Genomic DNA, 22058 nt, shown 5'->3' on the forward strand with positions numbered 1-22058 from the left:
GGAAAGATCTAAATCCACCCTAAGTGTTTTTAAAACGGAAAGTGATGAGGCATAAGGGCTGTCTTGCCAGTAAACTTGAATGCAAGATTTGTTTAATTTTCCTCGATATTAAATTGTTATGTAGGAAAGGTGCTCTATGGATAATGTCGCAATCGTAACGGGTGGTAGTCGAGGTATTGGTGCCGCTACATCCAAGCTATTAGCGTCCCAAGGCTACTTGGTTTGTGTTAATTATCGGAGCCGTTCAGAGGAAGCTGAAGCGGTGGTTACTGAAATAAACTCAAACGGTGGCCGAGCATTTGCGTTTGTCGCAGATGTTTCAATGGAAAGTGAAGTCATTCGCTTATTCGACGCAACGGAAACAGAGCTAGGAGCGGTTACTCATCTGGTTAACAATGCTGGAATTTTGTTTACTCAATCTCGCTTGGCTGATTTGAGCGTGGAACGTTTTGAAAAGATCCTTTCGACCAATGTCACGAGTTGCTTTCTGTGCTGTCGTGAAGCAGTCAGGCGCATGAAAAACGGCGGAGCTATTGTCAATGTGTCCTCCATAGCTTCAAAAACAGGTTCCCCTAATGAATACGTTGATTACGCAGCATCAAAAGGTGCAATGGATAGCTTAACAAAAGGCTTGTCGCTGGAGGTTGCATCGCAAGGTATTCGAGTGAATGCTGTTCGCCCAGGTTTTATTTATACCGATATGCACAGCGATGGTGGCGAGCCAAATCGTGTTCAAAGACTAAGCTCCCAAATTCCATTGCAACGAGGAGGCACCGCAGAAGAAGTGGCGAATTCGATAGCTTGGTTGCTATCAGACGAGGCTTCTTATGTAACAGGGTCTTTCATTGATATTGCCGGTGGTAAATAGCTGTTAAGAACGCTACCCATAAATACCTTTATATTCGCTCTTGGCACAAATCAGAAGCCAGCCCTGTAACAATGATTTGCCTCTGAGCGAACCCGTCCTCTAGCCGCGCAGCTTATTACACCATCGATATTATGAGTTTGTGTAATATGCTCCGCTATTACACCTTACTTGCTTTAACGGTTTTTGAAATTCTCTTCTATTATTACTTTATGATTTGATCTGGGTCAGCGATTTAAACCGACCAAATGGACTGTTGTGCTAAGAGCCCATAACATAGCCCGAAATGTATGTGGTAAATAGTGCGTTAATGCCTGCTCTCCCTCATCTCCATGTAAATTCTTAAAGCTAGATATATAACTTCATGAAATTAGTAAAAGATTTTGTCGAGTATGAAATCGTATTTTATTGGGCCGATAAAAATATAACGCCTGTAAGTCCTATCTTTCATAGTATCCAACATGCTGAGGAATGGTGGAAACAACACTTGTATTCATTGTATGAAGGTGAAGAACGTCGTAAGACGACGATAGATAGGCGTTCAAATCATGAAAAAAGAAATAAAATGGATAAGCACAATTTCTCTAGGCACAACCCTCAGGGGCGGAGAGCATCAGATAAGCCCGTATCTGTAGAAATTGATCTATTTGTAGAGAAGATAAAACAGTTTAAGTAATTATTTCGAAGAAATGATTTTCATACCTACGATTTATCTTGTAAATGCTGTCAAAGGCTATCCTTTCTCTGAAAGGCTTAAACTGTCCAGTATCAATAATGAAATTTTCTGATTAGCTAGGTCAATCTCAGCTTTTAGTTCTCTGTCAGTTATCCTTCTTCCTTGAGTGTATGGATTACGTTGTAATTCCAAATATGCACTTTGTTTATGAAAACTACGTCTGTCGATTTTTGAACATCGCCTTTCCGTTCCTTTATACCTACAAACGTAATGATCAATTAGCCATTCTTTGGCATGTTGAAGACAAGGAAATATTGGACTGATACGCTGTGCCTTCTTATTTTGCCAATAGAACACAATTCTATCTTCAATATAATCTTTAATTAGCATTTCCATCTGAATGCCCTAACCAGCTAATAGCGTGAAAAGGTCTCCTTTTTATAGGTATAGTGCTAAAACGCGCTTTAGCAAAGCATCCCATAGAATTAAATCAACAATGAGGTCTGTATCAGGCGTCCTGCCTTTTAACTACGATAAGGAAAAGCCCCTGTCCGCATCTTCCGATACTGACTCGGCGATAACCCCATTAGTTTCTTAAAGATCCTAGAGAAGTAGTAAGCATCGTCATAACCCACGGCAAAAGAGATCTCGTTGATGCTGTTGGTGGTGGTATCTAGAAGATGACAGGCGCGCTCTATCTTGAGCTGGATAAAGTGGTTGATAGGGGTGGTGCCGGTGATCTCTTTGTATTTTTTCACAAAGTGAAATTTCGACAGGTTAACGCTTTCGGCAAGCGTATCTAAGTCCAGTTGCTCGTGAACATGGGTCTGCATCAAGCTGTGAACGCGTTCTATATCCAAGCCTGCTCTTGATAGCTTTTGCCGTGCCAGTGGTTGTAGCAGGGCGATATGGCTGAGTATTTGCCGAAGTTGGTTTGCTGCACAGATATAGGCATTGAGGTTGTAGGTGGATTCGCGGGCTTCTAAGAGCGCTTCAAAATCGCTGGCAAGGCGCGAGTGAATACCGATGGGAATAATAAACTGCCTTTGCGGGGACTCGCGTTGCTCCAAATGTGCCACAAAATCAGCGGCTTGGTGGCCATGAAAGTGCACCCAATAGATAGTCCAGGGGCGTTTTTGTCGCGCTTTATAGGTGTGGGCTATTCCTTTAGGAATCAGCAATATATCACCGGCTTTGACTCTAACCTTCTTATCATTAAGTACTGCTTCACCTTCACCGTCCAAACAATAGATCATTAGATAATCGTCATGTTCCATCCTTTCCATGTGATGCCCGCTGGCTTCGCGATAGTAGCCCATACCTAGAGGATACAGGCCCTGGCTTAGCGGATTCTGCGCTAATTCAGCTACCACGCGCCTTGGGGTGACAAAGCGAATGCTCTCAGGGGGTAGGGGCCAGTTGGATGGGCTACTCATAGCTACGACCTATGTATTAGGGTAATTACTTATACGATAACAATATAGTCCATCAATTGGACAAGATTATCAATCTTGAATTGCTAGGCTGCATGATAAAACAGAGTTATTGAGTTTGAACGCGACGTAAAACAATACAACTACAACAAGAAATACAGGTATCAGAGAATGACACAGCAAGTACCTTTACTTATCAACGGCGAATTTATTCAGAGTGAATCACAGACCCTGCTTCCAGTAACTAACCCTGCTACGCAGGAAGTGATTGCACAGGTTCCTTGCGCAACAGCTGCAGAAGTTGATCAAGCAGTAGAAGCTGCCAAAGCTGCGTTTGAAGATTGGAAAGAAACACCTGTAGGCGAGCGTGCTCGTCTGATGCTGCGTTACCAGCATCTGCTAAAAGAGAACCACGATGAGTTAGCTACACTTCTTGCTCAGGAAACAGGTAAAACATTTGAAGATGCGAAAGGTGACGTTTGGCGTGGTATCGAAGTTGTAGAACACGCTTGTAACATCGCTTCTCTATCTATGGGTGAAACAGTTGAAAACGTAGCGCGTAAGATCGATTGCTACAGCATCACTCAGCCACTAGGTGTATGTGTTGGTATTACACCATTCAACTTCCCAGCAATGATCCCTCTATGGATGTTCCCAATGGCGATTGCTTGCGGTAACACCTTCGTACTTAAGCCATCTGAGCAAGATCCACTAACGCCAATGCGTTTAGCTGAGTTATTCAAAGAAGCGGGTGCGCCAGACGGTCTATTACAAGTTGTTCACGGTACAAAAGATGCGGTAAACCAGCTGCTTACTCACAAAGATACGCCAGCAATCTCCTTCGTAGGTTCTGTGGCTGTAGGTGAGCACATCTACCGTACAGGTACTGACAAAATGAAACGTGTACAGGCATTCGCTGGTGCGAAGAACCACATGGTGGTTATGCCGGATGCGTCTAAAAACCAAGTTGTTAACAGCATTGCCGGTGCCTCTGTTGGTGCGGCAGGTCAGCGCTGCATGGCGATCTCTGTTGCGGTATTCGTTGGTGAAGCACGCGAGTGGATCCCAGAAGTACGCGATGCCCTAGCCAAAGTACAGCCTGGTGCGTGGGATGATCCAAAAGCAGGTTACGGCCCACTAATTAATCCACAGGCGCGTGAGCGTGTTCTTAACTTCATCCAAGAAGGTAAAGACGCTGGTGCAGAATGTATTCTCGATGGTAGCGAATGTGTAGTTGATGGTTACCCAGACGGTAACTGGGTTGGCCCAACAATGTTCCGCGGTGTAACGCGTGATATGTCTATCTACCAAGAAGAGATCTTCGGTCCTGTGCTGATCGCACTTGAAGTAGATACCTTGGAAGAAGCGATCGAGCTGATCAACGAGAACCCATACGGTAACGGTACTTCCATGTTCACCTCTTCTGGTGCAGCAGCACGTAAGTACCAGCACGAGATCAAAGTAGGTCAGGTTGGTATCAACGTACCAGTACCAGTGCCTCTACCAATGTTCTCTTTCACTGGTTGGAGAAAGTCTTTCTACGGTGACCAGCACGCTTACGGTAAGCAAGCGGTTAAGTTCTACACCGAGACTAAGACTGTGACAGCACGTTGGTTTGAAGATGATATCGATACTGGCGTGAACACAACGATCCAGTTGAAGTAATCAGTTGTTACGAACAGAACAATAACGAGAAAGAGGCACGGTTGCGTGACCTCTTTCCACCTAAGGAGAGAGCAATGGATTTCGAGCTGAATGAAGATCAGATTGCATTCGCCGATATGGCCCGTGCCTTTGCGCAAAATGAGTTTGAGCCCCATGCAGCTGAGTGGGATGAAAAACAGATTTTTCCTGTTGATGTGCTGCGTCGAGCAGGTGAGATGGGCTTTTGTGGCCTGTATTCACCGGAAGATGTTGGTGGTCTAGGCCTGAGCCGCTTAGATGCCAGCATTATCTTTGAGCAGTTGGCGATGGGTTGTACCTCGACCACTGCGTTTATCACGATTCACAACATGGCCGCGTGGATGATTGCCGATTTTGGTAATCAGGAAACCCGTGAGCACTGGTGCCCAGATCTAACCGCCGGTCTGAAATTAGCGTCTTACTGCTTAACCGAGCCAAATGCCGGTTCCGATGCCGCATCGCTTAAATCTACGGCACGTCGTGAGGGTGATAACTACATCCTAAATGGCAGCAAGATCTTTATCTCCGGTGCCGGTAGTACCGATGTGCTTGTGGTGATGGCACGTACCGGTGAAGAGGGACCAAAAGGGATCTCTGCTTTTGCGGTGGATGCTAAGAGCGAAGGCATCGTTTACGGCCGTAAAGAAGAAAAGATGGGCTGGAACAGTCAGCCGACACGAATGATTACCTTTGAGGACGTGGTAGTACCGGCATCTGCTCTACTGGGCAATGAAGGTGACGGCTTCAAAATTGCGATGAAAGGCCTTGATGGTGGTCGTATCAATATCGCGACTTGCTCGATTGGTACTGCACAAGCGGCGTTGAACAAAGCGCGTGACTATCTGCATGAGCGTAAGCAGTTTGGTAAAGAGCTAGCGCACTTCCAAGCGTTGCAGTTCAAGTTGGCAGATATGGCGACTGAGCTTGTGGCAGCAAGACAGCTAGTACGTTTGGCAGCATCGAAACTGGATGCAGGCCATGCCGATAAAACGGCGTACTGCGCGATGGCAAAACGCTTTGCCACTGATGTTGGTTTTAACATTGCTGACGAAGCTCTGCAGATCTTTGGCGGCAACGGCTATATCAAAGAGTACCCATTGGAGCGCTACCTACGTGATAACCGCGTGCACCGCATCCTTGAGGGTACTAACGAAATTATGCGTGTCATTATTGCTCGTCGAGTATTAATGGAAGATGCAGCGGATCTTGTGTGATCCGGTAGGACAGAATTGGAGAAAGCTATGACAGATAAATTGATTGTAGAAAAACACGGTCATACCGCCGTTATCACCATGAATAATCCTCCGGCCAACACTTGGACCGAAGAGAGTCTGTCGGGTTTAGTCACTATTGTTGACGAGCTAAACCAAGACAAACAGATCTATGCTTTGGTACTGCGCTCTACGAGCGAGAAGTTCTTCTCAGCCGGTGCCGATCTAAACCTGTTTGCCGATGGTGATCGTGCGATGGCACGAGAAATGGCGAGCCAGTTTGGACGTGCTTTTGAAAGCTTATCTAAATTCCGCGGTGTATCTATAGCAGCGATCAACGGTTTTGCCATGGGTGGCGGTTTAGAAGTCGCGTTAGCCTGTGATATTCGCGTTGCCGAAGAGCAAGCACAGATGGCTCTGCCAGAAGCGACCGTTGGTCTACTGCCATGTGCTGGCGGTACGCAGAACCTAACCATGCTGGTGGGTGAAGGCTGGGCTAAGCGCATGATCCTTTGTGGCGAGCGTATCAAAGCGCCACAAGCTAAAGGTATCGGTTTAGTTGAAGAGCTAGTTCCACAAGGTCAGGCTTACGACAAGGCGATGGAGTTGGCAAAAGCGGTAGAAAAACAAAGTCCAACGGCGATCGCGGCGTGTAAGCAACTGATTCAGAACAACCGCACTCATCACTGGGATGCCGGTTACCGTCTAGAACGCGAACTGTTTGTTGATCTATTCCACACCGAAGATCAGAAAGAGGGTGTGAACGCATTCCTAGATAAGCGTGCACCTGAGTGGAAAAACCAATAAGGGACTGATTGATGAGCTGCGTACTGTTTAACGAATACCCAACCCAAGACGGCAAGAAGATTGTAGAGATCAGTCTGAATGCCGAGCGCTCTTTGAATGCGCTGACCTTGGAGATGATCGACCTGATCCAGCCAAAACTGGATGAGTGCAAAACAGACGATTCTGTCGTGGCGATCCTGCTGGATAGCGCCGGTGAGAAAGCGTTTTGTGCCGGTGGCGATGTCGTCAATCTTTACAAGGCGATGACCGGTGAGGGCGATGCTTCCTTTCCAGAAGATTTCTTCACCCGGGAGTACACGCTGGATTACACCATCCACACTTATCCAAAACCAATTATCTGTTGGGGTGCGGGCATTGTGATGGGCGGCGGCATGGGCCTAATGAACGGCTGTAGCCACCGTATCGTGACTGAAAGCTCTCATTTGGCGATGCCAGAAGTAACGATCGGCCTTTACCCAGATGTAGGTGGTAGCTGGTTCTTGAATCACATGCCGGGTCGTACAGGTCTGTTCCTAGGTCTGACGGGTAACCCAATGTTCGCTGCTGATGCGTTGTTCCTTGGCTTGGCAGATCGCTTTGTTGCGAATGAACTACGCCAGAACATGGTTGAAGGGCTACAAGCGGAAAACTGGGATGGCTGTGCAACAGCTGCCGTAAACCGCGTGTTACGGGTTGTAGAAGAACAGTCGCAACCGCAGTTCAAATCGGAGTCCCCGATTCAACAGCATTACGACTTTATCCAGAAGATTACCGATCACGACAGCGTTGAAGAGATTGTCTCTGCACTGTTGGCGGTTGAAAGCGACGACAAGTGGATCAATCGCTCCCAGAAAGCGATCGGCCATGGCAGTCCTCTGGCGATCAACCTGATCAAACAGCAACTAGAACGCACCGATCAGATGTCCCTGAAAGAGGTGTTCTGTGCCGAGATTATTCTGTCTGTGCAGTGCTGCAGTCATCGTGAATTCCCAGAAGGCGTGCGAGCGCTGCTTGTGGATAAAGATGGCAAGCCGCAGTGGACCTATCCAACACTGGCAGAGGTCGATCAGGCAAAAGTAGCTGAGTTTTTTGAGTCACCTTGGAAAGGCGACGGACAGGAGAACCCACTCGCCAATTTGTAAGGCGTGGGCAATGAAGATGGGATGCAGCGTTAAGCATCCAGATAAAACAACGATGTATAACAACTAGTTATAACAATAACAGGACTAGAGAAATGGCGACTATCGGTTTTATAGGTTTAGGTAACATGGGTGGTCCAATGGCGATCAACCTTGTTAAAGCGGGTCATTCAGTAAAAGCATTCGACCTGTCTCAAGATGCAATTGCCAAAGTAGTGGCTGAAGGTGGCCAAGCTGCTGCGACAGCCGTAGATGCAGCAACAGATGCTGAGTTTGTTATCACAATGCTGCCAGCGGGTAAGCATGTTGAAGGTTTGATGGTGTCTGGTGATGCGCCACTGTTTGATGTGGTTGCTGACGGTGCACTAATTATCGACTCATCTACGATCGATGCCGAAACTGCTAAGCAGGTTGCAGCAGTTGGTGCCGAGCGCGGTATCAACTTTATCGATGCGCCGGTATCTGGCGGTGTAGGTGGTGCGGTAGCAGGCACGCTAGCATTCATGGTGGGCGCATCTGACGAGCAGTTCGCTAAAGCAAAACCTGTGCTTGAGTGCATGGGTAAAAACATCTTCCACGCTGGTAGCAACGGCGCAGGCCAGGTCGCTAAAGCGTGTAACAACATGCTGCTAGCGATCCTAATGACAGGTACATCTGAAGCCCTAAACATGGGTGTGAAGAACGGCCTAGACCCAGCAGTGCTATCTGAAATTATGAAGCAGAGCTCCGGTAACAACTGGTCACTACAGGTTTACAACCCGTTCCCAGGTGTGATGGAAGGCGTACCTTCTTCTAACGATTATCAAGGCGGTTTCCAAGTCGATCTAATGTTCAAAGATTTAGGTTTGGCGATGGAGCTAAGCCAACAAAGTGCGTCCCCAACTCCAATGGGTTCGCAGGCACGTGCACTGTTCAATCTGCACAAAGCCAACGGTAACGGCGGGTTGGACTTCTCCAGCGTTCTTCGTCTTTACCAAGACCAGTAAAAAACTTATCCACAGATAAGCGAAACCTGCCAGTTGATGCGTGCTGGCAGGACTTTCCAACCTAAAACAAAAATAATTGAGGTTGATTCGATGGGATACAATCATGAGTATCAGTTGGCTTTGGCGAACACCGAAGCTTACTGGGCGGATCAGGCTGACCGTATTTCTTGGTTCAAAAAGCCGACAAAGACCCTTACAAAAACAGATTTTGGTACCTACAGCTGGTACGCCGATGGTGAGCTGAACAGCGCTTATTTAGCGCTGGATTACCATGTGGAAAATGGCCGTGGTGAGCAGGTTGCGCTGTATTACGATTCCCCTGCTGCCGGTAAAAAAGAGGCTATTACTTACAACCAGCTTCTCGATCGTGTTGCCCGTTTTGCCGGAGCCCTAAAAGCTCAAGGCATCGAGAAAGGCGATACGGTTCTAATCTACATGCCGATGATTCCTGAAGCAGCCGTGGCTATGCTGGCCTGCGCTCGCTTGGGTGCGATTCACTCGGTGGTATTCGGTGGCTTTGCTCCTGCAGAGATGGCGATTCGTATCGATGACGCTAATCCGAAGATGATCCTTACCGCGTCTTGCGGTATCGAGTTTGATAAAACCATTGCCTATAAACCGCTGGTGGATAAAGCGATCGATCTGGCCGAGCACAAGCCAGAGCACACTATTGTGTTCCAGCGAGCGATGGTTAAAGCCGATATGGATCGTGATGGCGATCTGGACTGGATTGAAGTTCAGGAAGGTGTCGAGCCTGCGCCATGCACACCGGTTAAAGGTTCTGACCCGCTTTATATCCTTTACACCTCCGGCACTACCGGCCAGCCCAAAGGGATCGTCCGTGATAATGGCGGTCATGCGGTGGCGCTAAGCTATGCCCTGAATAACGTTTACGGCATGCACCCGGGTGATGTTTGGTGGGGCGCGTCCGATATCGGTTGGGTTGTGGGTCACTCCTTCATCGTTTACGGCCCGCTTATGGGCGGTTGTAGTGCGATCTTCTTTGAAGGTAAGCCGATCAAAACACCGGATGCAGGCACGTTCTGGCGCGTAATCGAAGAGTACAAAGTTAACTCTATGTTCTGTGCGCCAACCGCTTTCCGAGCGATTCGTAAAGAAGACCCAGAAGGTGCGTTGTCTCACAAATACGATCTAAACAGCCTGAAGTGGGTGTTTGTTGCAGGTGAAAAGCTAGATTCCTCAACTTTCCACTGGTTGTCTGACCTGTTGAAAGTGCCAGTGATCGATCACTGGTGGCAGACCGAAACCGGTTGGCCGATGACGGCTCCGATGATGGGTTGGGACAATCCATCTGAAGCGCGCTTAGGTTCTACCAATAAACCAATTCCAGGCTACGACATCCGTGTATTGGATGGCGATGGTAACGAAGTCGAAGACGGCGAAGCGGGCAATATTTGCGTGAAATTGCCGATGCCACCGGGCGTTGCTTGGAGCATCTGGAATAATAACGACCGTTACGTTAGCTCATACCTAGAAGCCTTCCCGGGTTACTACCACACCGGCGATGGCGGCTTTAAAGATGACGATGGCTATATCTACATCACCGGCCGTACCGACGATGTGATCAACGTATCCGGTCACCGTTTATCCACAGGTGAAATGGAAGAGGTTGTTTCTGCTCACCCTGCAGTAGCCGAGTGCGCTGTGATCGGCGTAAACGACGAGCTCAAAGGCCAACTGCCTGTTGGTTTGATCGTGCTAAAAGCCGGTGAACAGATCGAAGAAGAGCAACTACAAACGGAGCTGGTACAGATGGTCCGTGAACAAGTAGGTGCCCTTGCTTGCTTTAGAAGCGCAATCGTAGTGCAACGTTTGCCTAAAACACGATCAGGCAAAATCCTGCGCGCGATACTGCGTAAGATTGCAGCTAAAGAGCAGTATAAAATGCCCTCAACCATCGATGACGCCTCAATTCTTCCTGAGATAGAAGCATTAATCGAAGCGCGAGGCGCCATTTAACCCCCAAGAAAAATTACCCACAGGGATAGTTTCTTCCACTAGGAGCTATCCCACCTATTTTTCAGATTCTGCTCTCTTACCGGCCATGTACTTAGCGCATGTGCCGGTTTTTTTGTTTAGGGGCAGGACGCCGCTTCGCGGCTAGAGAAAAATCAGGACGCCACTGCGTGGCTAGAGGACGGCTGCGCCTAGAGGGAAAGGCTTTGAGTAGCTAGTGACTAGAGAAAAAACTAAGTAGTTAATAGTTGCGTTCTAGCTGTTATAGCGTCTAGTTATTCACCCATGTTCTTCATGAATTGCTCAATTTTTAGTCTAGTGCTAACATTTGTGTGTACGTTATTGTAGGAGTCTATTATGGACACTCGAATTCAATTTCGCGTCGATGAAGAAATAAAACGCCTGGCGCAGCAGATGGCTGAGAGCCAAGGGCGAACGCTGAGTGATGCTTGCCGTGAGTTAACCGAACAGCTAGCTGAGCAACAACGTAAGGTGCAATCTCATGATGCATGGTTAACCGAAGAGGTAAACCAAGCATTTGATAAGCTAGATGCTGGTGAGGCTGTTTTTGTAGATCATGACTCTGCGAAAGCACGTATGGAAGCACGAAAAGCCAAAATTCGTAACAGGGACAAGCGATGATTCTATGGGAAGAAGAATCACTGAACGACCGAGAAAAGATCTTTGAATATCTTTACGACTTTAACCCAAACGCTGCTGAAAAAACCGATGAGCTAATCGAAGCCAAAGTAGAAAACCTCTTAGAACAACCGCTAATGGGCGTTAAACGTGAAGGAATACGTGGCCGGCTACTAATCATCCCCGAAATCTCCATGATCATATCCTATTGGGTAGATGGTGGTTCTGTTCGCGTTATGCGAGTCCTACACCAAAAGCAAAAGTTTCCAATTGTTTAATAATCATTCAGCTAAGGCAAGATATCCCAGCGGGGCTAGAGACCGGCTTTGCCTTTTTGGACGCTAACGCTAGAGGAAAAGCTGAATTGAACAGTTGCACCTACATACTGACCGAGGTTAATGATTTCTATCGTTGCCATGTATTAGCATGGTTACTTTAGTTTTTCTGTTTAGTAGGGATAAATGAAGTTTCGTACTAAAACCATCCTTGGGGTAGCAATTATAGAGCTTGTCCTCCTGGGGATTCTGACGCTCAATGTTATCTCTATACTTCGAGATTCCAACCAAGAAGAAGCACAACGCAAAGTTAAACTCACTGAGTCACTGATGTTGGCGGCCAGCGAGGATGCTATCATTTCTTATGATATAGCTACCTTGCAATCTTTGGCGGATAACATCATAAAGACTCAAGAGCTAGCGTATGTTCGTTTTTGGGATAATGACTACAACATTCTCGTTGAAAGCTGGCTGCTAGATGAGCAAACAGCAAGCGACTTTTTTATTTCATCTGAAACTTTGCATAGAACCCTACCTATTAGAGTTTCCGGACAAATTTCGGGTTACGTCCAGTTTGGTATTGACCAAGGCTACATGGCTAACCTCCTTAATAGTGCGATCAATCAGACTGTCTCCCTTGCTGTATTTGAGATTGTTCTCGTTGCAGCATTTTCTGCCTTACTAGGGGTCTATTTAACTAATCAGTTAACGGGGCTGACTCTAGCGTCGAACAAAATCAGAGAAGGTAATCTTGGATTCAAACTGCCCGTGCGTGGCAACGATGAGTTGTCTGAAACTGTTCAAGCCTTCAACACTATGTCCACTACTTTGAAGCGGCTTGAGATTGAGCGTTTACAGGAAAAAGAGAAACTAGAAATCGCTCATCAGAGGATGCGCTCTTTATTGGATAATTTCCCTTTTCTTATTTGGTTGAAAAATAATGATGGTCAATTTTTATCGGTTAATAAAGCCTTTGCCGATGCGTGTGGAAAGCACGATCCAGAGTCAGTTGAAGGGCTAACAGACTTTGATGTTTGGCCTACAGATCTGGCCAATCAATATCGAATAGATGATCTAAAAGTTATTAATTCAGCCAAAGGCAAAATGGTTGAAGAGAAAGTTGAATCTGAAGGCCAAAGAATCTGGATAGAAACGTTTAAATCGCCTGTAGTTCATCACGATAAAGTCATAGGAACGGTTGGTTTCGCGCGTGATGTCTCGGAAAGAAAGGAAGCAGCTGAGCGGCAACGTAAAGCAGAAGCTATTTTTAACTCCGCCTCAGAAGCGATACTTCTTGCGGACGCATACGCCAATGTAAAAATGATTAACCCTGCTTTCACGCAAATTACAGGGTATGAAGAAGATGAAATTTTAGGACAGAACGCATCGATACTCAGTTCTGGGAAGCATGATAAAGCGTTTTATCAAATCATGTACGCGGCCTTGGAAACCGAAGGTTCCTGGCAGGGTGAAATTCATAATCGTAAGAAAAACGGCGAGCTCTATGTCCAGTGGCAAACGATTGTTGCTTTAAAGGGCGATCATGGTCAGGTTGAAGAGTATTTGGCTATTTTCAGTGACATTACCCAGAAGAAAGCAGCTGAAGATGAGATTAAATATCGGGCTAACTATGATCAATTAACAGGACTGCCTAATCGAACCTTACTCAATGAACTTTTAAAGCAAGAACTACAGCGCAGTCGCAGAGAATTAAGAAAGAGTGCGGTGATGTTTCTAGATTTAGATCACTTCAAAAGGATTAACGATACGCTTGGTCATGCGATTGGCGACCTGTTGTTGCAGAAAGTATCTGAACTGTTGCAAACCACTATTCGGGATTCAGATGTAGTTGCGCGTTTGGGTGGTGATGAATTTATCGTAATCTTATCTGATGTGGATAATGTGACAGATATAAGCACTGTCGCAGAAAAAATAGTTACCTCTTTGGGCAGACCTATTCACATCCATGAGCACGAAATTCGTACCTGTACGAGTATTGGCATAGCGGTATTCCCTGATGATGGCCGTGATGAGGACGAGCTGCTTAGTCATGCTGATATGGCGATGTATAAAGCTAAAGAGTCAGGACGAGGTCAGTATCGATTCTTCAATACTGAGATGGCAAAAGAGATCTGATCTTCTAGATCTATAGAGTTAGAACTCAGCAACGTAATAGAAAATGCAGAACTGTGTGTTGCTCTCCAGCCAATCGTCAATATTTCCGATCATTCCATCCGCGGCTACGAAGCGCTGATGAGGTGGCCCGAGCAAACCAATCAGAAAGTATCTGTAGAGCAGTCGATTCGTAACGCTGAAGAGTTCGGATTGATTCAGCCTCTCTTTGAAGTTGTATTTAATAAAGCGGCTCAAGGCTTTAGCCAATTGCTTAAAGACTCGGCTTCTGCTGATCTGTATTTCACGGTTAATGTGTCGTCACATCAAATCCCAGATCGTTTATCGCTTGATTGGGTTGTTAACGATTGGCCGATTATGGATTATCGCCTCAGCATTTGATCATAGAGTTAACAGAAGGTGTTTTCCTCTCGGACTCGCCTGAGAATCTAAGATGGTTAAAGCGTGCACGAGAGATGGGAATTCGTATTTCACTGGACGATTTTGGAACAGGATATTCTTCATTAGCTTACCTGAAACGTTTCACCGTTGATTTCCTTAAAATTGATCGTGGCTTTGTAGCGAATTTGCAACAGACAGGGGCAGATTACTCTCTTATCAAATCAGTTATTTCTCTCTCTGATGCCTTTGGTCTGACTGTTATCGCGGAAGGCGTAGAAACTGAGGAGCAGGCGCAAGTGTTAGCTGAGCTTGGATGCGAAGCAGCACAAGGTTATTTTTATGGAAAACCCAAGCTGGTTCAGTTATCAGAAGCGGAGTCTATTTCCTAAAAGGCTCATTAAAATGCAATGGGATTAACCAAAAAGAGGGCCTATATAAGGCCCTCTTTCCATGTAGAGATCAGTTAAATCTACTTACATTTAAGGCATATAAAGCTCGCCATAGAAACCATGGGTATTCAGCGTAATCGTGACCGGAGCGTCACTGGTATTTTGCCAATACCAGCCATGGGTTCCTTTGAATGGCGCGGTGAAATTACCACTTGCTTGCTGTTGGTTTTTACCAATCCAATAGCTAGTAAATTCATCTTTACCTGCATTGGGTACTTCCCCATGCATATCGAAGTAAACCGATCCGCCTTCTGCAGTCCAGGTAAACACAAAGTTATCACCCGTGTTCATTGGGGATTTTATTTCGGCTCCTTGTCGAGGCATCAGCGTTATCTTCATCGTATCACTACGAGGTTCTGTGTCGCCTTTCCAGAGCGGATTTTCAATGCTTACAGCATTGTTAGCCTGTGATGCTTCCTCGGGTACTTCTGGCTCGGTAGCATGCGCTTGGCTTAGTACATTCAAACCCAAAACCTTGCCCATACTTGTTGGGTCTACGCCATATTCAGCAGGAAGGATTGTGGTGACTAAAATGACGGTGCCCGCTACGAACGCTGCAATAGTCGCTTTGATAAGGCTCTTTGTTGACGGTAAACCGTCGTTATTGATGTTTGAAATATCGTTCATGATGAAATTCCTATGCAGTAACCCAATAGCCCGTTAATTGAAAACCAATGAGCATAAAGCCCAGTGTCATTAGGACTGCATTGGTAAAGAATGCGTGTTGATTAAACGAAGGTGATTTTCGCCAGAAGTTCATGGCAATCAGAATACCTGCCAAAGCTAACATTTGGCCGATTTCCACACCGACATTGAAAGCTAATATGTTTGCCACTAAACCATCTTCCGACAGAGTGAAGTCTTGCAGTTTTGTTGCCAGACCAAAGCCGTGGAAGAAGCCGAAAATTAGAACGGCAGCCTTAGTATTTGGCTGAAAACCGAACCATCTTCGAAATGCGCCAAGGTTATCAAGTGCCTTGTACACAACGGACAAACCAATAATCGCATCAACGATATAGGGGTTTACGTGAGTTTCGCTGAGCACCCCGTAAAGCAGGGTTACGCTGTGTCCTACAGCGAATAATGTTACGTAGATGGCAACATCCTTCATTCTAAATAGAAAGAAGATGACACCAAATAGGAACAGTAAGTGATCGTAGCCCGTGACCATGTGTTTGGCACCCAAATAAATAAAGGGTAATAACTGCATGCCACTGGCGCTTTCGATAAACACAGCATCACCTTCGGCGACACCATGAGCAAAAGCTTGTGTAGATAGCCCCATACTAACAAGCACCACTAGAACCGTAGCCACAGAGATAAGGCTACCTTTCCAGAAGGAATGTAGGGCAGATGAAAAGCCTGGATTCATACCAGTACTCCATTCAAAGTTAATACAGATTTTAAAGCGCTATGCGCGATCGATATCTAACCTAAATTGCGCCGCGGAGGGCGATATAGATCTCTTTGATAGGGAGGTAAGGTATTTAAAGTAAGCGTTGGGTAAGTACTTTGAGCATCAACCTGAGGGCGCTCAGGGTATGCGATGATAAATACTTGGTGATCGAGCGCCATGACCGTATGGATAAAGGGATGATCGTCTTCGGAAATACCAGACGATTCATCGTGCATATGGTCGAGTTCGGGTGGATGGTAGTGCCCATGTTCTAAAGCGACTTGCCAAGGGTCAGCCTCAGGAGCGCTATCGTGCTGAGATATTTGAACGGCCCAACTCGCGCGGCACAACGTCGCCACGAGCAGTAAAGCGATTACTGCTACGCGTGTTACGTTAGATGTCAGGCCTTGGCGTATCATTGACGGTTCAAACACTGGTGATATTGAATTATCTCGATTCTATCGAAGTTGCTTAAGTAAATAAATTATCCACTTGGATTAGCTTAGGGTGCTTCTGTTACTGGACTCTCTTGATAGATACAACGATCGGGCTCTATTACTATATGCGCTTTAACAATATTAGAGGCCAGAGTTGAGTGACTAAGAAGGGTTGGGCTCGGTTTGACAAGATAATGCGGTGGATTCATCTGTATATCGCATTATTTTTGGCGCCTTGGTTGTTAATGTACGCGACCAGTGCGTTTTTTCTGAACCACAATGATTGGTTTCGAGACCTATTCCATGTCATTCCTCCCGGATGGGCGATCGTTCAGGAGCAGGATTTCAAACCCTCTGAGATCTCTTCCAGTACGCCGCAACTCACAGCGCAAAATCTGCTGACCAGACTCGATCTAAAAGGCGATTACCAACTACTGGCAGAGTCCAATAACCGTCAATTGGTCATCTTGCGTTATTCTGGTGCCGGTAACTACCGTATTACTTGGCAGAGTGCGCAGGGCAAAGCTGTAGTTGAGCGGTATGTGCCATCATCAATGTACGGCTTTTTACACCATCTGCATTTTAAATCTGGATTTGAAAGGAAGCAGGTTGCTTCGGATATATGGGCGATAATTGTCGATTTTGTCGCTATTTCCATATGGATATGGGTTATTTCGGGTCTGTATTTATGGATTCGAAGACGAAAGAAGCAGAATGTCGATATTTTGATTTTTGGTTCTGGTATCACTGCCTTCATAGTATTGGCTATTTTGTTGTATCAGTAGAGGGTAATGTTTTATCAAAGTTAAGAAGTGCATCACCGATAAGTAAGTATCTACAGTGCTTTAATTTCTCATTACAGCCATAAAGTCATGTTCTAGCAAGCAACGCGTCCAGCTATTGACCGCTTTTTCCAGCCTTTCCCCGTTACCAGCCGCCTCTATCCGGAATTACATTTTGTTAGGGTTTTCCCTAATAAAATTCTCGTAATATCGCCCGAAACAGGCTATAAATGAGGTTATAAAAACAACAGAAGTAGATGGTATTACCTATATTGAATCAGGTATGGCCATATTTTTGGAGATTCGGGTATGCAGGTTAAAAACAGTGTTTTTGTTATCACCGGTGGTGGTCGTGGTTTAGGACGCGCAATGGCGGAGAACCTAGCAAAGCAGGGTGGTAAGTTGGCACTGATCGATTTGGATCAAGGCAATTTGGATGAAGCGGTTGCTGCATGTTCTGAGTTCGGCGGAGAGTCCCGCGGTTATGTGTGCAATATCACCGATGAGTCTGCGGTTGAGCAAACCTTCAAACAGATCGTAGCTGACTTTGGCGAGATTAATGGCTTGGTCAATAACGCCGGTCTGATGCGCGACGGCATGCTGATCAAAGTGAAGGATGGTGAGCTGCAAGCGAAGATGAGTCTTGAGCAGTTCCAGTCGGTGGTCGAGGTTAATATGACCGGTACCTTTCTCTGTGGTCGAGAAGCAGCGGCTGCGATGGCAACTCAAGGGACAGGTGGCGTTATTGTAAATATCTCCTCGGTGTCCCGTGCTGGTAATATGGGCCAGACCAACTACTCTGCAACTAAGGCTGCTGTCGCAACTATGGTAACGAGTTGGGCGGGTGAACTAGCGCGCCATAAGATCCGTGTTGGTGGTATTGCACCGGGTGTGATTGCGACAGAGATGACGGCACAAATGAAGCCAGAAGCGATCGAGCGTATGGTCGCAGCTGTACCTGTTCGCCGCTTAGGTGAAGTGGAAGAGATGGCGCATACACTGCAGTATATTATTGAGAACGAGTTCTTTACGGGTCGTATCGTTGAGATGGACGGCGGTCTACGTATCTAATCCGTAGGAGTGATGAGACTTAAATCAGCCTCATCACTCGTCTTCGATCGGTTCACTTTCGCAGGCGTTTTTGAAACTCAAGGTAAAGCTAAAGCTACTACCTTCATCTGGTGTGCTGTCGATCTCTAGCTCTCCATCCATCATCTCGATTAATTGCTTGCTGATAGATAGATTCAGTCCGTGTCCGGTCTGTGTGCTAAAGGCAGGTGCGCTATCGTTACCGGTGATGTTAAACAGGGTTTTTATCTTGTCTTTATCCATGCCTAGGCCGGTATCACGAATAGAAAACTCAAATTGTGACAGTGCGTTGCTGCTAGCTTGTTGCGAAACGCTCAAGATCACGGAGCCTTGGGTGGTAAATTTCAGGGCGTTATCGAGGAAAATATTCAAAATCTGCAACAGGCGCTTGGAATCACCAAACAGGGATGTGTTGATCACTTTTGTTTTCAGTTTGAGCTGTAAACCTTTACCTTGGGCTGCGGGTTTGTTGTGGTCGATCGCTTCGCTGACCAGTGATTCAAGGTTAAATCGAATCGGGTTTAGGTGTGCTTTGCCGGATTCTATTTCGGAGTAATCGACAAGGTTTTCGATCACTTTGAGTAGGTTTTCAGCTGAGTGATGAATCACGCTAAGCACTGCTACAGGATCTTGGATCTGGCTGTTCTGAGCGTTCTGCTCGGTTAGGGTGATGATCGCATTTAACGGTGTATGGATTTCATGACTGATGTTCGACAGGAATTGCGACTTAGATTGACTGATCTGAGCCAGTTCTTGCGCCTTAATCGCAATTTCGTGATTTGATCTCTGCAGGTCTGATGTTCTTTCTCTAACAGCCGTCTCCAAGTTGGAGCGGATGCTGAGATCTTCTAGCGAAATAATCAGAGAGGGGATCAGCGTACTGATAAATTGTTGCTCTTCGATGCTGATACTGACGGGGGTTTTTGACAGTATTTCGATGGAGCCTACGAGCTCTTTACCGTGTCGAAGTGGGATGTTGATCAGATTACCTTGCAGTTTTTCCTCGGAATGCGAGGTCTTGCTATGTATCTGAGCATCCCGAACCAAGATCTCAATTTTTCCATCCTGGCGGTACGATTCCTCAATTATTGGCGTGTCTGACGCGTCTAAGTTAGGAATGCGGTTGGTATTTTGATGGTAGTAAGAGATATACAACGCCGATGAAGATAAACAGGGAATCGCTTCAGAGATCACATTAGATACCGCAGAGAAAGAGTCCTGTTTCTCTTTGCTCTCTTTCATTTCCGTTACGCTGCGGAGCAGCAAAAGTGCTAGCTTGTGAGATCTATCGAGGTTTTTGTTTAGCTCGTTAAGTTGGTCTGAGGATTCCGCTAAACGGGTAGTCATGGCGTTGATACTTTGCTCGAGCACCTTCAACTCATCATGACGTTTTCTTGGAATGGTGATGTCAGATTTGCTGAGCTTATCAAAAGTTAAATTCTGCAAGGCACTACTAAGATGCTCAATGGGACGTATCAGCGTAGGACGCACGATATAGAGGAAAATAGCCCACAATGCGGTTGTTTTGATGATGGCATTAATAATGATTAGCGCGAAGCCCGCTTGTACCTTGGTAAGTACAACGTCGGAGCTGGAGTAAAATACCGCTCGACCTACAGCAGCCTCTTCATTTTCCTTGGTGTAAACAATGGAGAACTCGTGTTCCAATAATTGTGTGGGTAAAATTCCGCCAGAGTGCTCAGCTAAATTGTCGTGGGTTAAACCTTCCGCAGAGATAAGCGAATCGCCTAAATCATAAATCTGTAAGCCAACGATAGAAGGGAGTTTCACTATACCTGGTGTAATCGTTTTGGTGCGTTCCAGATCTAAATCCCAAAGGGAATCGGCTAGAGGCTCTTCAAACGAGCTTTGGTAAAGCTGCAGATCCTGCAGCATCGAAGACTTTACGTTGAAGTATTCGATTGCCATGTGAGCCAAGGTTACTATGGCGGCGATAATGATGTAGATCGAAAAAACTAGCTTGATCAGATTGAAGCCGATTGAATCCTTGATTGGTATGGTGCTATCACCCTTCATCATTGATCCTTTTATATCTGACAGTGAGGAGGAATCCATTCGGACCAGACCGTCTGGTTGTCGGCCATCCATTTATCAGCTGCAGCTTCGTAACTCAGACCATCTACATCAACCATTGAGGCCAGCTGGGCAATCATGGCGTTGCTGAAGTTGATGTTTTGTAAGGTTTCATAAGCGCAAGGCCAAGTGTCGGGCATGCCTTTCCAAGCGACTTTTTTGAGCCAACCCTTTTTCGGGTTGCCGCAATCGTGCAGGAAGCGCGGGTTGGTCCCCCAACTGGGTTTAGTCTCGCAGTCGGGGTGATAGTCTGGAAATTCAATAAAGCGGCCCGGGTATTTGGCTTCCACCCAGTTGGGTGTCCAGTTAAATAAAACGATAGGTCGTTGTTCGATAGCCGCACGTTTTAGCTCGACCCAAAGATCATCGCCTTGCTCAACGGTGATCGCTTTAAAGTCCATGCCGAGTGCGCGGATGCGAGCGGCATCAGGTTTCTCCCATGGTCCGCCTAGGTACATCCCTTGCGGGGCAGTGCGGGGATCAACAAAAAGGTCGGAGCATTTTTTTAGCGCCTGCCAATCTGGTAAGCCTGGGCATAACTCTTCGACATACAGTGGATACCACCACTCTTCTCGGGTGATGGCATCGTGGGTGCCGGCATCCACTATAGCTCCGGCATCGATCATACGTTGGAACATCTTGGACATAGTGCCTTCCCAGACTTCGACTTGAACATGGCTCAAGCCTAGTTTGAGTGAACCCCACTGGGCATTACTGGTTTTGTTTACGTAACCGACGTTATAGCCCATCGATTGCAGTACCTGACCCGTAACTCGAGCCAGCACTAACTGGCTGGTCCAGTCGTTCAGTAAAACTTGAATAGGTTTGTCTGATTCCGGCACAGCAGGCTGGTTAGCTGATGTCAGGGGCGCAAAGATAAGTATCAAAAGCGCAGCAATCCATTTATGGCAACGCAGGGTCATAAAATCTTTCTCTGGCTTTGTGTACGAAATTTAAACAGCAGTAATGTTCAGGCAGGTTTAACCTAGCGGGCTAACCTCTTGTAAATGTAGCAGTATTTCCAGAAGACGCCAGCTTACAGCCAGCGTCGAACTTGCTGAGTGTAGGTCTTGTAGCTATCACCAAATAGTGCGGTGAGCGCTTGCTCTTCGGGTTGGATCTGAAACTTGTTCATATACAGGATAAAGCCAACTGAACAGAGCAATGAAGCGGGGTTGGCAAGGTAAACTGCCCAGCTTAAAAGTAGGCACATCAAACCTACATACATAGGGTTGCGTGTGTATTGGAATATGCCTGTGGTGACTAATGCAGAGCTTGCTTCTGGTGTGGTTGGATTCACGGTTGTTTGAACTTTACGAAATGAAATAACACCGGCTAAACCAAACACTAAACCGATCAGAATAATGGCTACTGCAATGGGAATGCGAAGTTCAGTTTGTATCGAAAGGAAAGGCAGTAATTTGGCGCAAAGCCACATCAAGCCTGCAAAGATTAATACCAGTGCGACAGGTGGAATTTTCAGTTCTAGCTTAAGCATGTGGCTTCTCAGGTTGTGAAATCCTAGGTTTAGTATCACCTAATATAAACAATCTGGGAATTATCTTGAGCTAAAAAAATCCGAGGCTTCGATGGATGAAGCCCCAGATTTCCACAACTTTATAAGAAA

Annotated in this window: 23 protein-coding genes; 15 read left to right on the plus strand and 8 right to left on the minus strand. The window is 46.3% G+C overall.

The genetic code is table 11. The annotated features are described in order from the left end of the window. The first annotated feature begins 136 nt into the window (after positions 1–136). Positions 137–868: an SDR family oxidoreductase gene (locus ACMXYT_RS00440; RefSeq protein WP_415911728.1), complete on the plus strand. Its 732-nt coding sequence runs from the start codon at positions 137–139 to the stop codon at positions 866–868. 361 nt (positions 869–1229) lie between these two features. Next, positions 1230–1541, plus strand: a complete 312-nt coding sequence (locus tag ACMXYT_RS00445; protein ID WP_415899689.1) for a hypothetical protein — start codon at positions 1230–1232, stop codon at positions 1539–1541. A gap of 57 nt (positions 1542–1598) precedes the next feature. On the opposite strand, the gene ACMXYT_RS00450 is transcribed toward ACMXYT_RS00445, so the two are convergent. Beyond that, complete coding sequence (locus tag ACMXYT_RS00450; protein WP_415899690.1) at positions 1599–1937, minus strand: hypothetical protein; 339 nt, start codon at positions 1935–1937, stop codon at positions 1599–1601. 128 nt (positions 1938–2065) lie between these two features. Continuing rightward, positions 2066–2977: an AraC family transcriptional regulator gene (locus tag ACMXYT_RS00455; RefSeq protein WP_415895463.1), complete on the minus strand. Its 912-nt coding sequence runs from the start codon at positions 2975–2977 to the stop codon at positions 2066–2068. Between the two features lie 168 nt (positions 2978–3145). Here ACMXYT_RS00455 and ACMXYT_RS00460 point away from each other — a divergent pair, with 168 nt between their 5' ends. The 11 genes from ACMXYT_RS00460 to ACMXYT_RS00510 all read left to right on the plus strand — a co-directional run bounded on the left by ACMXYT_RS00460 (position 3146) and on the right by ACMXYT_RS00510 (position 14573). Next, a complete protein-coding gene (locus tag ACMXYT_RS00460) occupies positions 3146–4639 on the plus strand; it encodes a CoA-acylating methylmalonate-semialdehyde dehydrogenase (protein WP_415902481.1) in 1494 nt (497 codons plus the stop codon). Between the two features lie 74 nt (positions 4640–4713). Then, the gene (locus tag ACMXYT_RS00465; protein ID WP_415902482.1) at positions 4714–5871 is read left to right on the plus strand and encodes an acyl-CoA dehydrogenase family protein; all 1158 of its coding nucleotides are present in this window, start codon (positions 4714–4716) and stop codon (positions 5869–5871) included. A 27-nt stretch (positions 5872–5898) separates the two neighbouring features. Beyond that, positions 5899–6675, plus strand: coding sequence for an enoyl-CoA hydratase (locus ACMXYT_RS00470; protein ID WP_415886476.1), 777 nt, complete (start codon positions 5899–5901; stop codon positions 6673–6675). A gap of 11 nt (positions 6676–6686) precedes the next feature. Next, a complete protein-coding gene (locus ACMXYT_RS00475) occupies positions 6687–7796 on the plus strand; it encodes an enoyl-CoA hydratase/isomerase family protein (RefSeq protein ID WP_415911729.1) in 1110 nt (369 codons plus the stop codon). Positions 7797–7888: 92 nt separating this feature from the next. Further along, positions 7889–8779, plus strand: coding sequence for a 3-hydroxyisobutyrate dehydrogenase (gene mmsB, locus ACMXYT_RS00480; RefSeq protein WP_415883055.1), 891 nt, complete (start codon positions 7889–7891; stop codon positions 8777–8779). Positions 8780–8869: 90 nt separating this feature from the next. Next, positions 8870–10759, plus strand: a complete 1890-nt coding sequence (locus ACMXYT_RS00485) for an AMP-binding protein (RefSeq protein ID WP_415904839.1) — start codon at positions 8870–8872, stop codon at positions 10757–10759. Between the two features lie 354 nt (positions 10760–11113). Continuing rightward, on the plus strand, positions 11114–11398 hold the full coding sequence (locus ACMXYT_RS00490; protein ID WP_415904840.1) for a damage-inducible protein J: 285 nt from the start codon (positions 11114–11116) through the stop codon (positions 11396–11398). Continuing rightward, positions 11395–11673 carry a type II toxin-antitoxin system RelE/ParE family toxin gene (locus tag ACMXYT_RS00495; RefSeq protein WP_415911730.1) on the plus strand — a complete coding sequence of 93 codons (279 nt, stop codon included), beginning with the start codon at positions 11395–11397 and terminating at the stop codon, positions 11671–11673. Before ACMXYT_RS00490 ends, ACMXYT_RS00495 begins: the two co-directional genes overlap by 4 nt. Before the next feature lie 183 nt (positions 11674–11856). After that, positions 11857–13806 carry a diguanylate cyclase domain-containing protein gene (locus tag ACMXYT_RS00500; RefSeq protein WP_415911731.1) on the plus strand — a complete coding sequence of 650 codons (1950 nt, stop codon included), beginning with the start codon at positions 11857–11859 and terminating at the stop codon, positions 13804–13806. 81 nt (positions 13807–13887) lie between these two features. After that, positions 13888–14184: an EAL domain-containing protein gene (locus ACMXYT_RS00505; protein WP_415912210.1), complete on the plus strand. Its 297-nt coding sequence runs from the start codon at positions 13888–13890 to the stop codon at positions 14182–14184. Beyond that, entirely contained in the window at positions 14181–14573 is a 393-nt protein-coding gene (locus ACMXYT_RS00510) for an EAL domain-containing protein (RefSeq protein ID WP_415912211.1), read from the plus strand. The genes ACMXYT_RS00505 and ACMXYT_RS00510 overlap by 4 nt, the downstream gene beginning before the upstream one ends. A gap of 90 nt (positions 14574–14663) precedes the next feature. On the opposite strand, the gene ACMXYT_RS00515 is transcribed toward ACMXYT_RS00510, so the two are convergent. The 3 genes from ACMXYT_RS00515 to ACMXYT_RS00525 form a co-directional block, all read right to left on the minus strand. Next, positions 14664–15260 (minus strand): hypothetical protein, encoded by a 597-nt coding sequence (locus tag ACMXYT_RS00515; RefSeq protein ID WP_415911732.1) that lies wholly within the window; start codon positions 15258–15260, stop codon positions 14664–14666. A gap of 10 nt (positions 15261–15270) precedes the next feature. Further along, on the minus strand, positions 15271–15918 hold the full coding sequence (locus ACMXYT_RS00520; protein ID WP_415912212.1) for a HupE/UreJ family protein: 648 nt from the start codon (positions 15916–15918) through the stop codon (positions 15271–15273). A 143-nt stretch (positions 15919–16061) separates the two neighbouring features. Further along, entirely contained in the window at positions 16062–16448 is a 387-nt protein-coding gene (locus ACMXYT_RS00525; RefSeq protein ID WP_415911733.1) for a hypothetical protein, read from the minus strand. Between the two features lie 212 nt (positions 16449–16660). Here ACMXYT_RS00525 and ACMXYT_RS00530 point away from each other — a divergent pair, with 212 nt between their 5' ends. Together ACMXYT_RS00530 and ACMXYT_RS00535 are read left to right on the plus strand one after the other, a co-directional pair. Beyond that, on the plus strand, positions 16661–17251 hold the full coding sequence (locus tag ACMXYT_RS00530; RefSeq protein WP_415899697.1) for a PepSY-associated TM helix domain-containing protein: 591 nt from the start codon (positions 16661–16663) through the stop codon (positions 17249–17251). Positions 17252–17557: 306 nt separating this feature from the next. Continuing rightward, positions 17558–18319, plus strand: a complete 762-nt coding sequence (locus ACMXYT_RS00535) for an SDR family oxidoreductase (protein WP_415883064.1) — start codon at positions 17558–17560, stop codon at positions 18317–18319. Positions 18320–18352: 33 nt separating this feature from the next. Here the strand turns inward: ACMXYT_RS00535 and ACMXYT_RS00540 are convergent, their stop codons facing one another. The 3 genes from ACMXYT_RS00540 to ACMXYT_RS00550 form a co-directional block, all read right to left on the minus strand. Beyond that, positions 18353–20446, minus strand: coding sequence for an ATP-binding protein (locus tag ACMXYT_RS00540; RefSeq protein ID WP_415911734.1), 2094 nt, complete (start codon positions 20444–20446; stop codon positions 18353–18355). Continuing rightward, complete coding sequence (locus tag ACMXYT_RS00545) at positions 20386–21354, minus strand: ABC transporter substrate-binding protein (protein WP_415899699.1); 969 nt, start codon at positions 21352–21354, stop codon at positions 20386–20388. Before ACMXYT_RS00545 ends, ACMXYT_RS00540 begins: the two co-directional genes overlap by 61 nt. Positions 21355–21467: 113 nt before the next feature. Next, positions 21468–21929 carry a methyltransferase family protein gene (locus ACMXYT_RS00550; protein ID WP_415893019.1) on the minus strand — a complete coding sequence of 154 codons (462 nt, stop codon included), beginning with the start codon at positions 21927–21929 and terminating at the stop codon, positions 21468–21470. Positions 21930–22058 lie beyond the last annotated feature (129 nt).

This window comes from Neptuniibacter sp. QD37_11, from assembly GCF_047778105.1.
Taxonomy (GTDB): Bacteria; Pseudomonadota; Gammaproteobacteria; order Pseudomonadales; family Balneatricaceae; genus Neptuniibacter.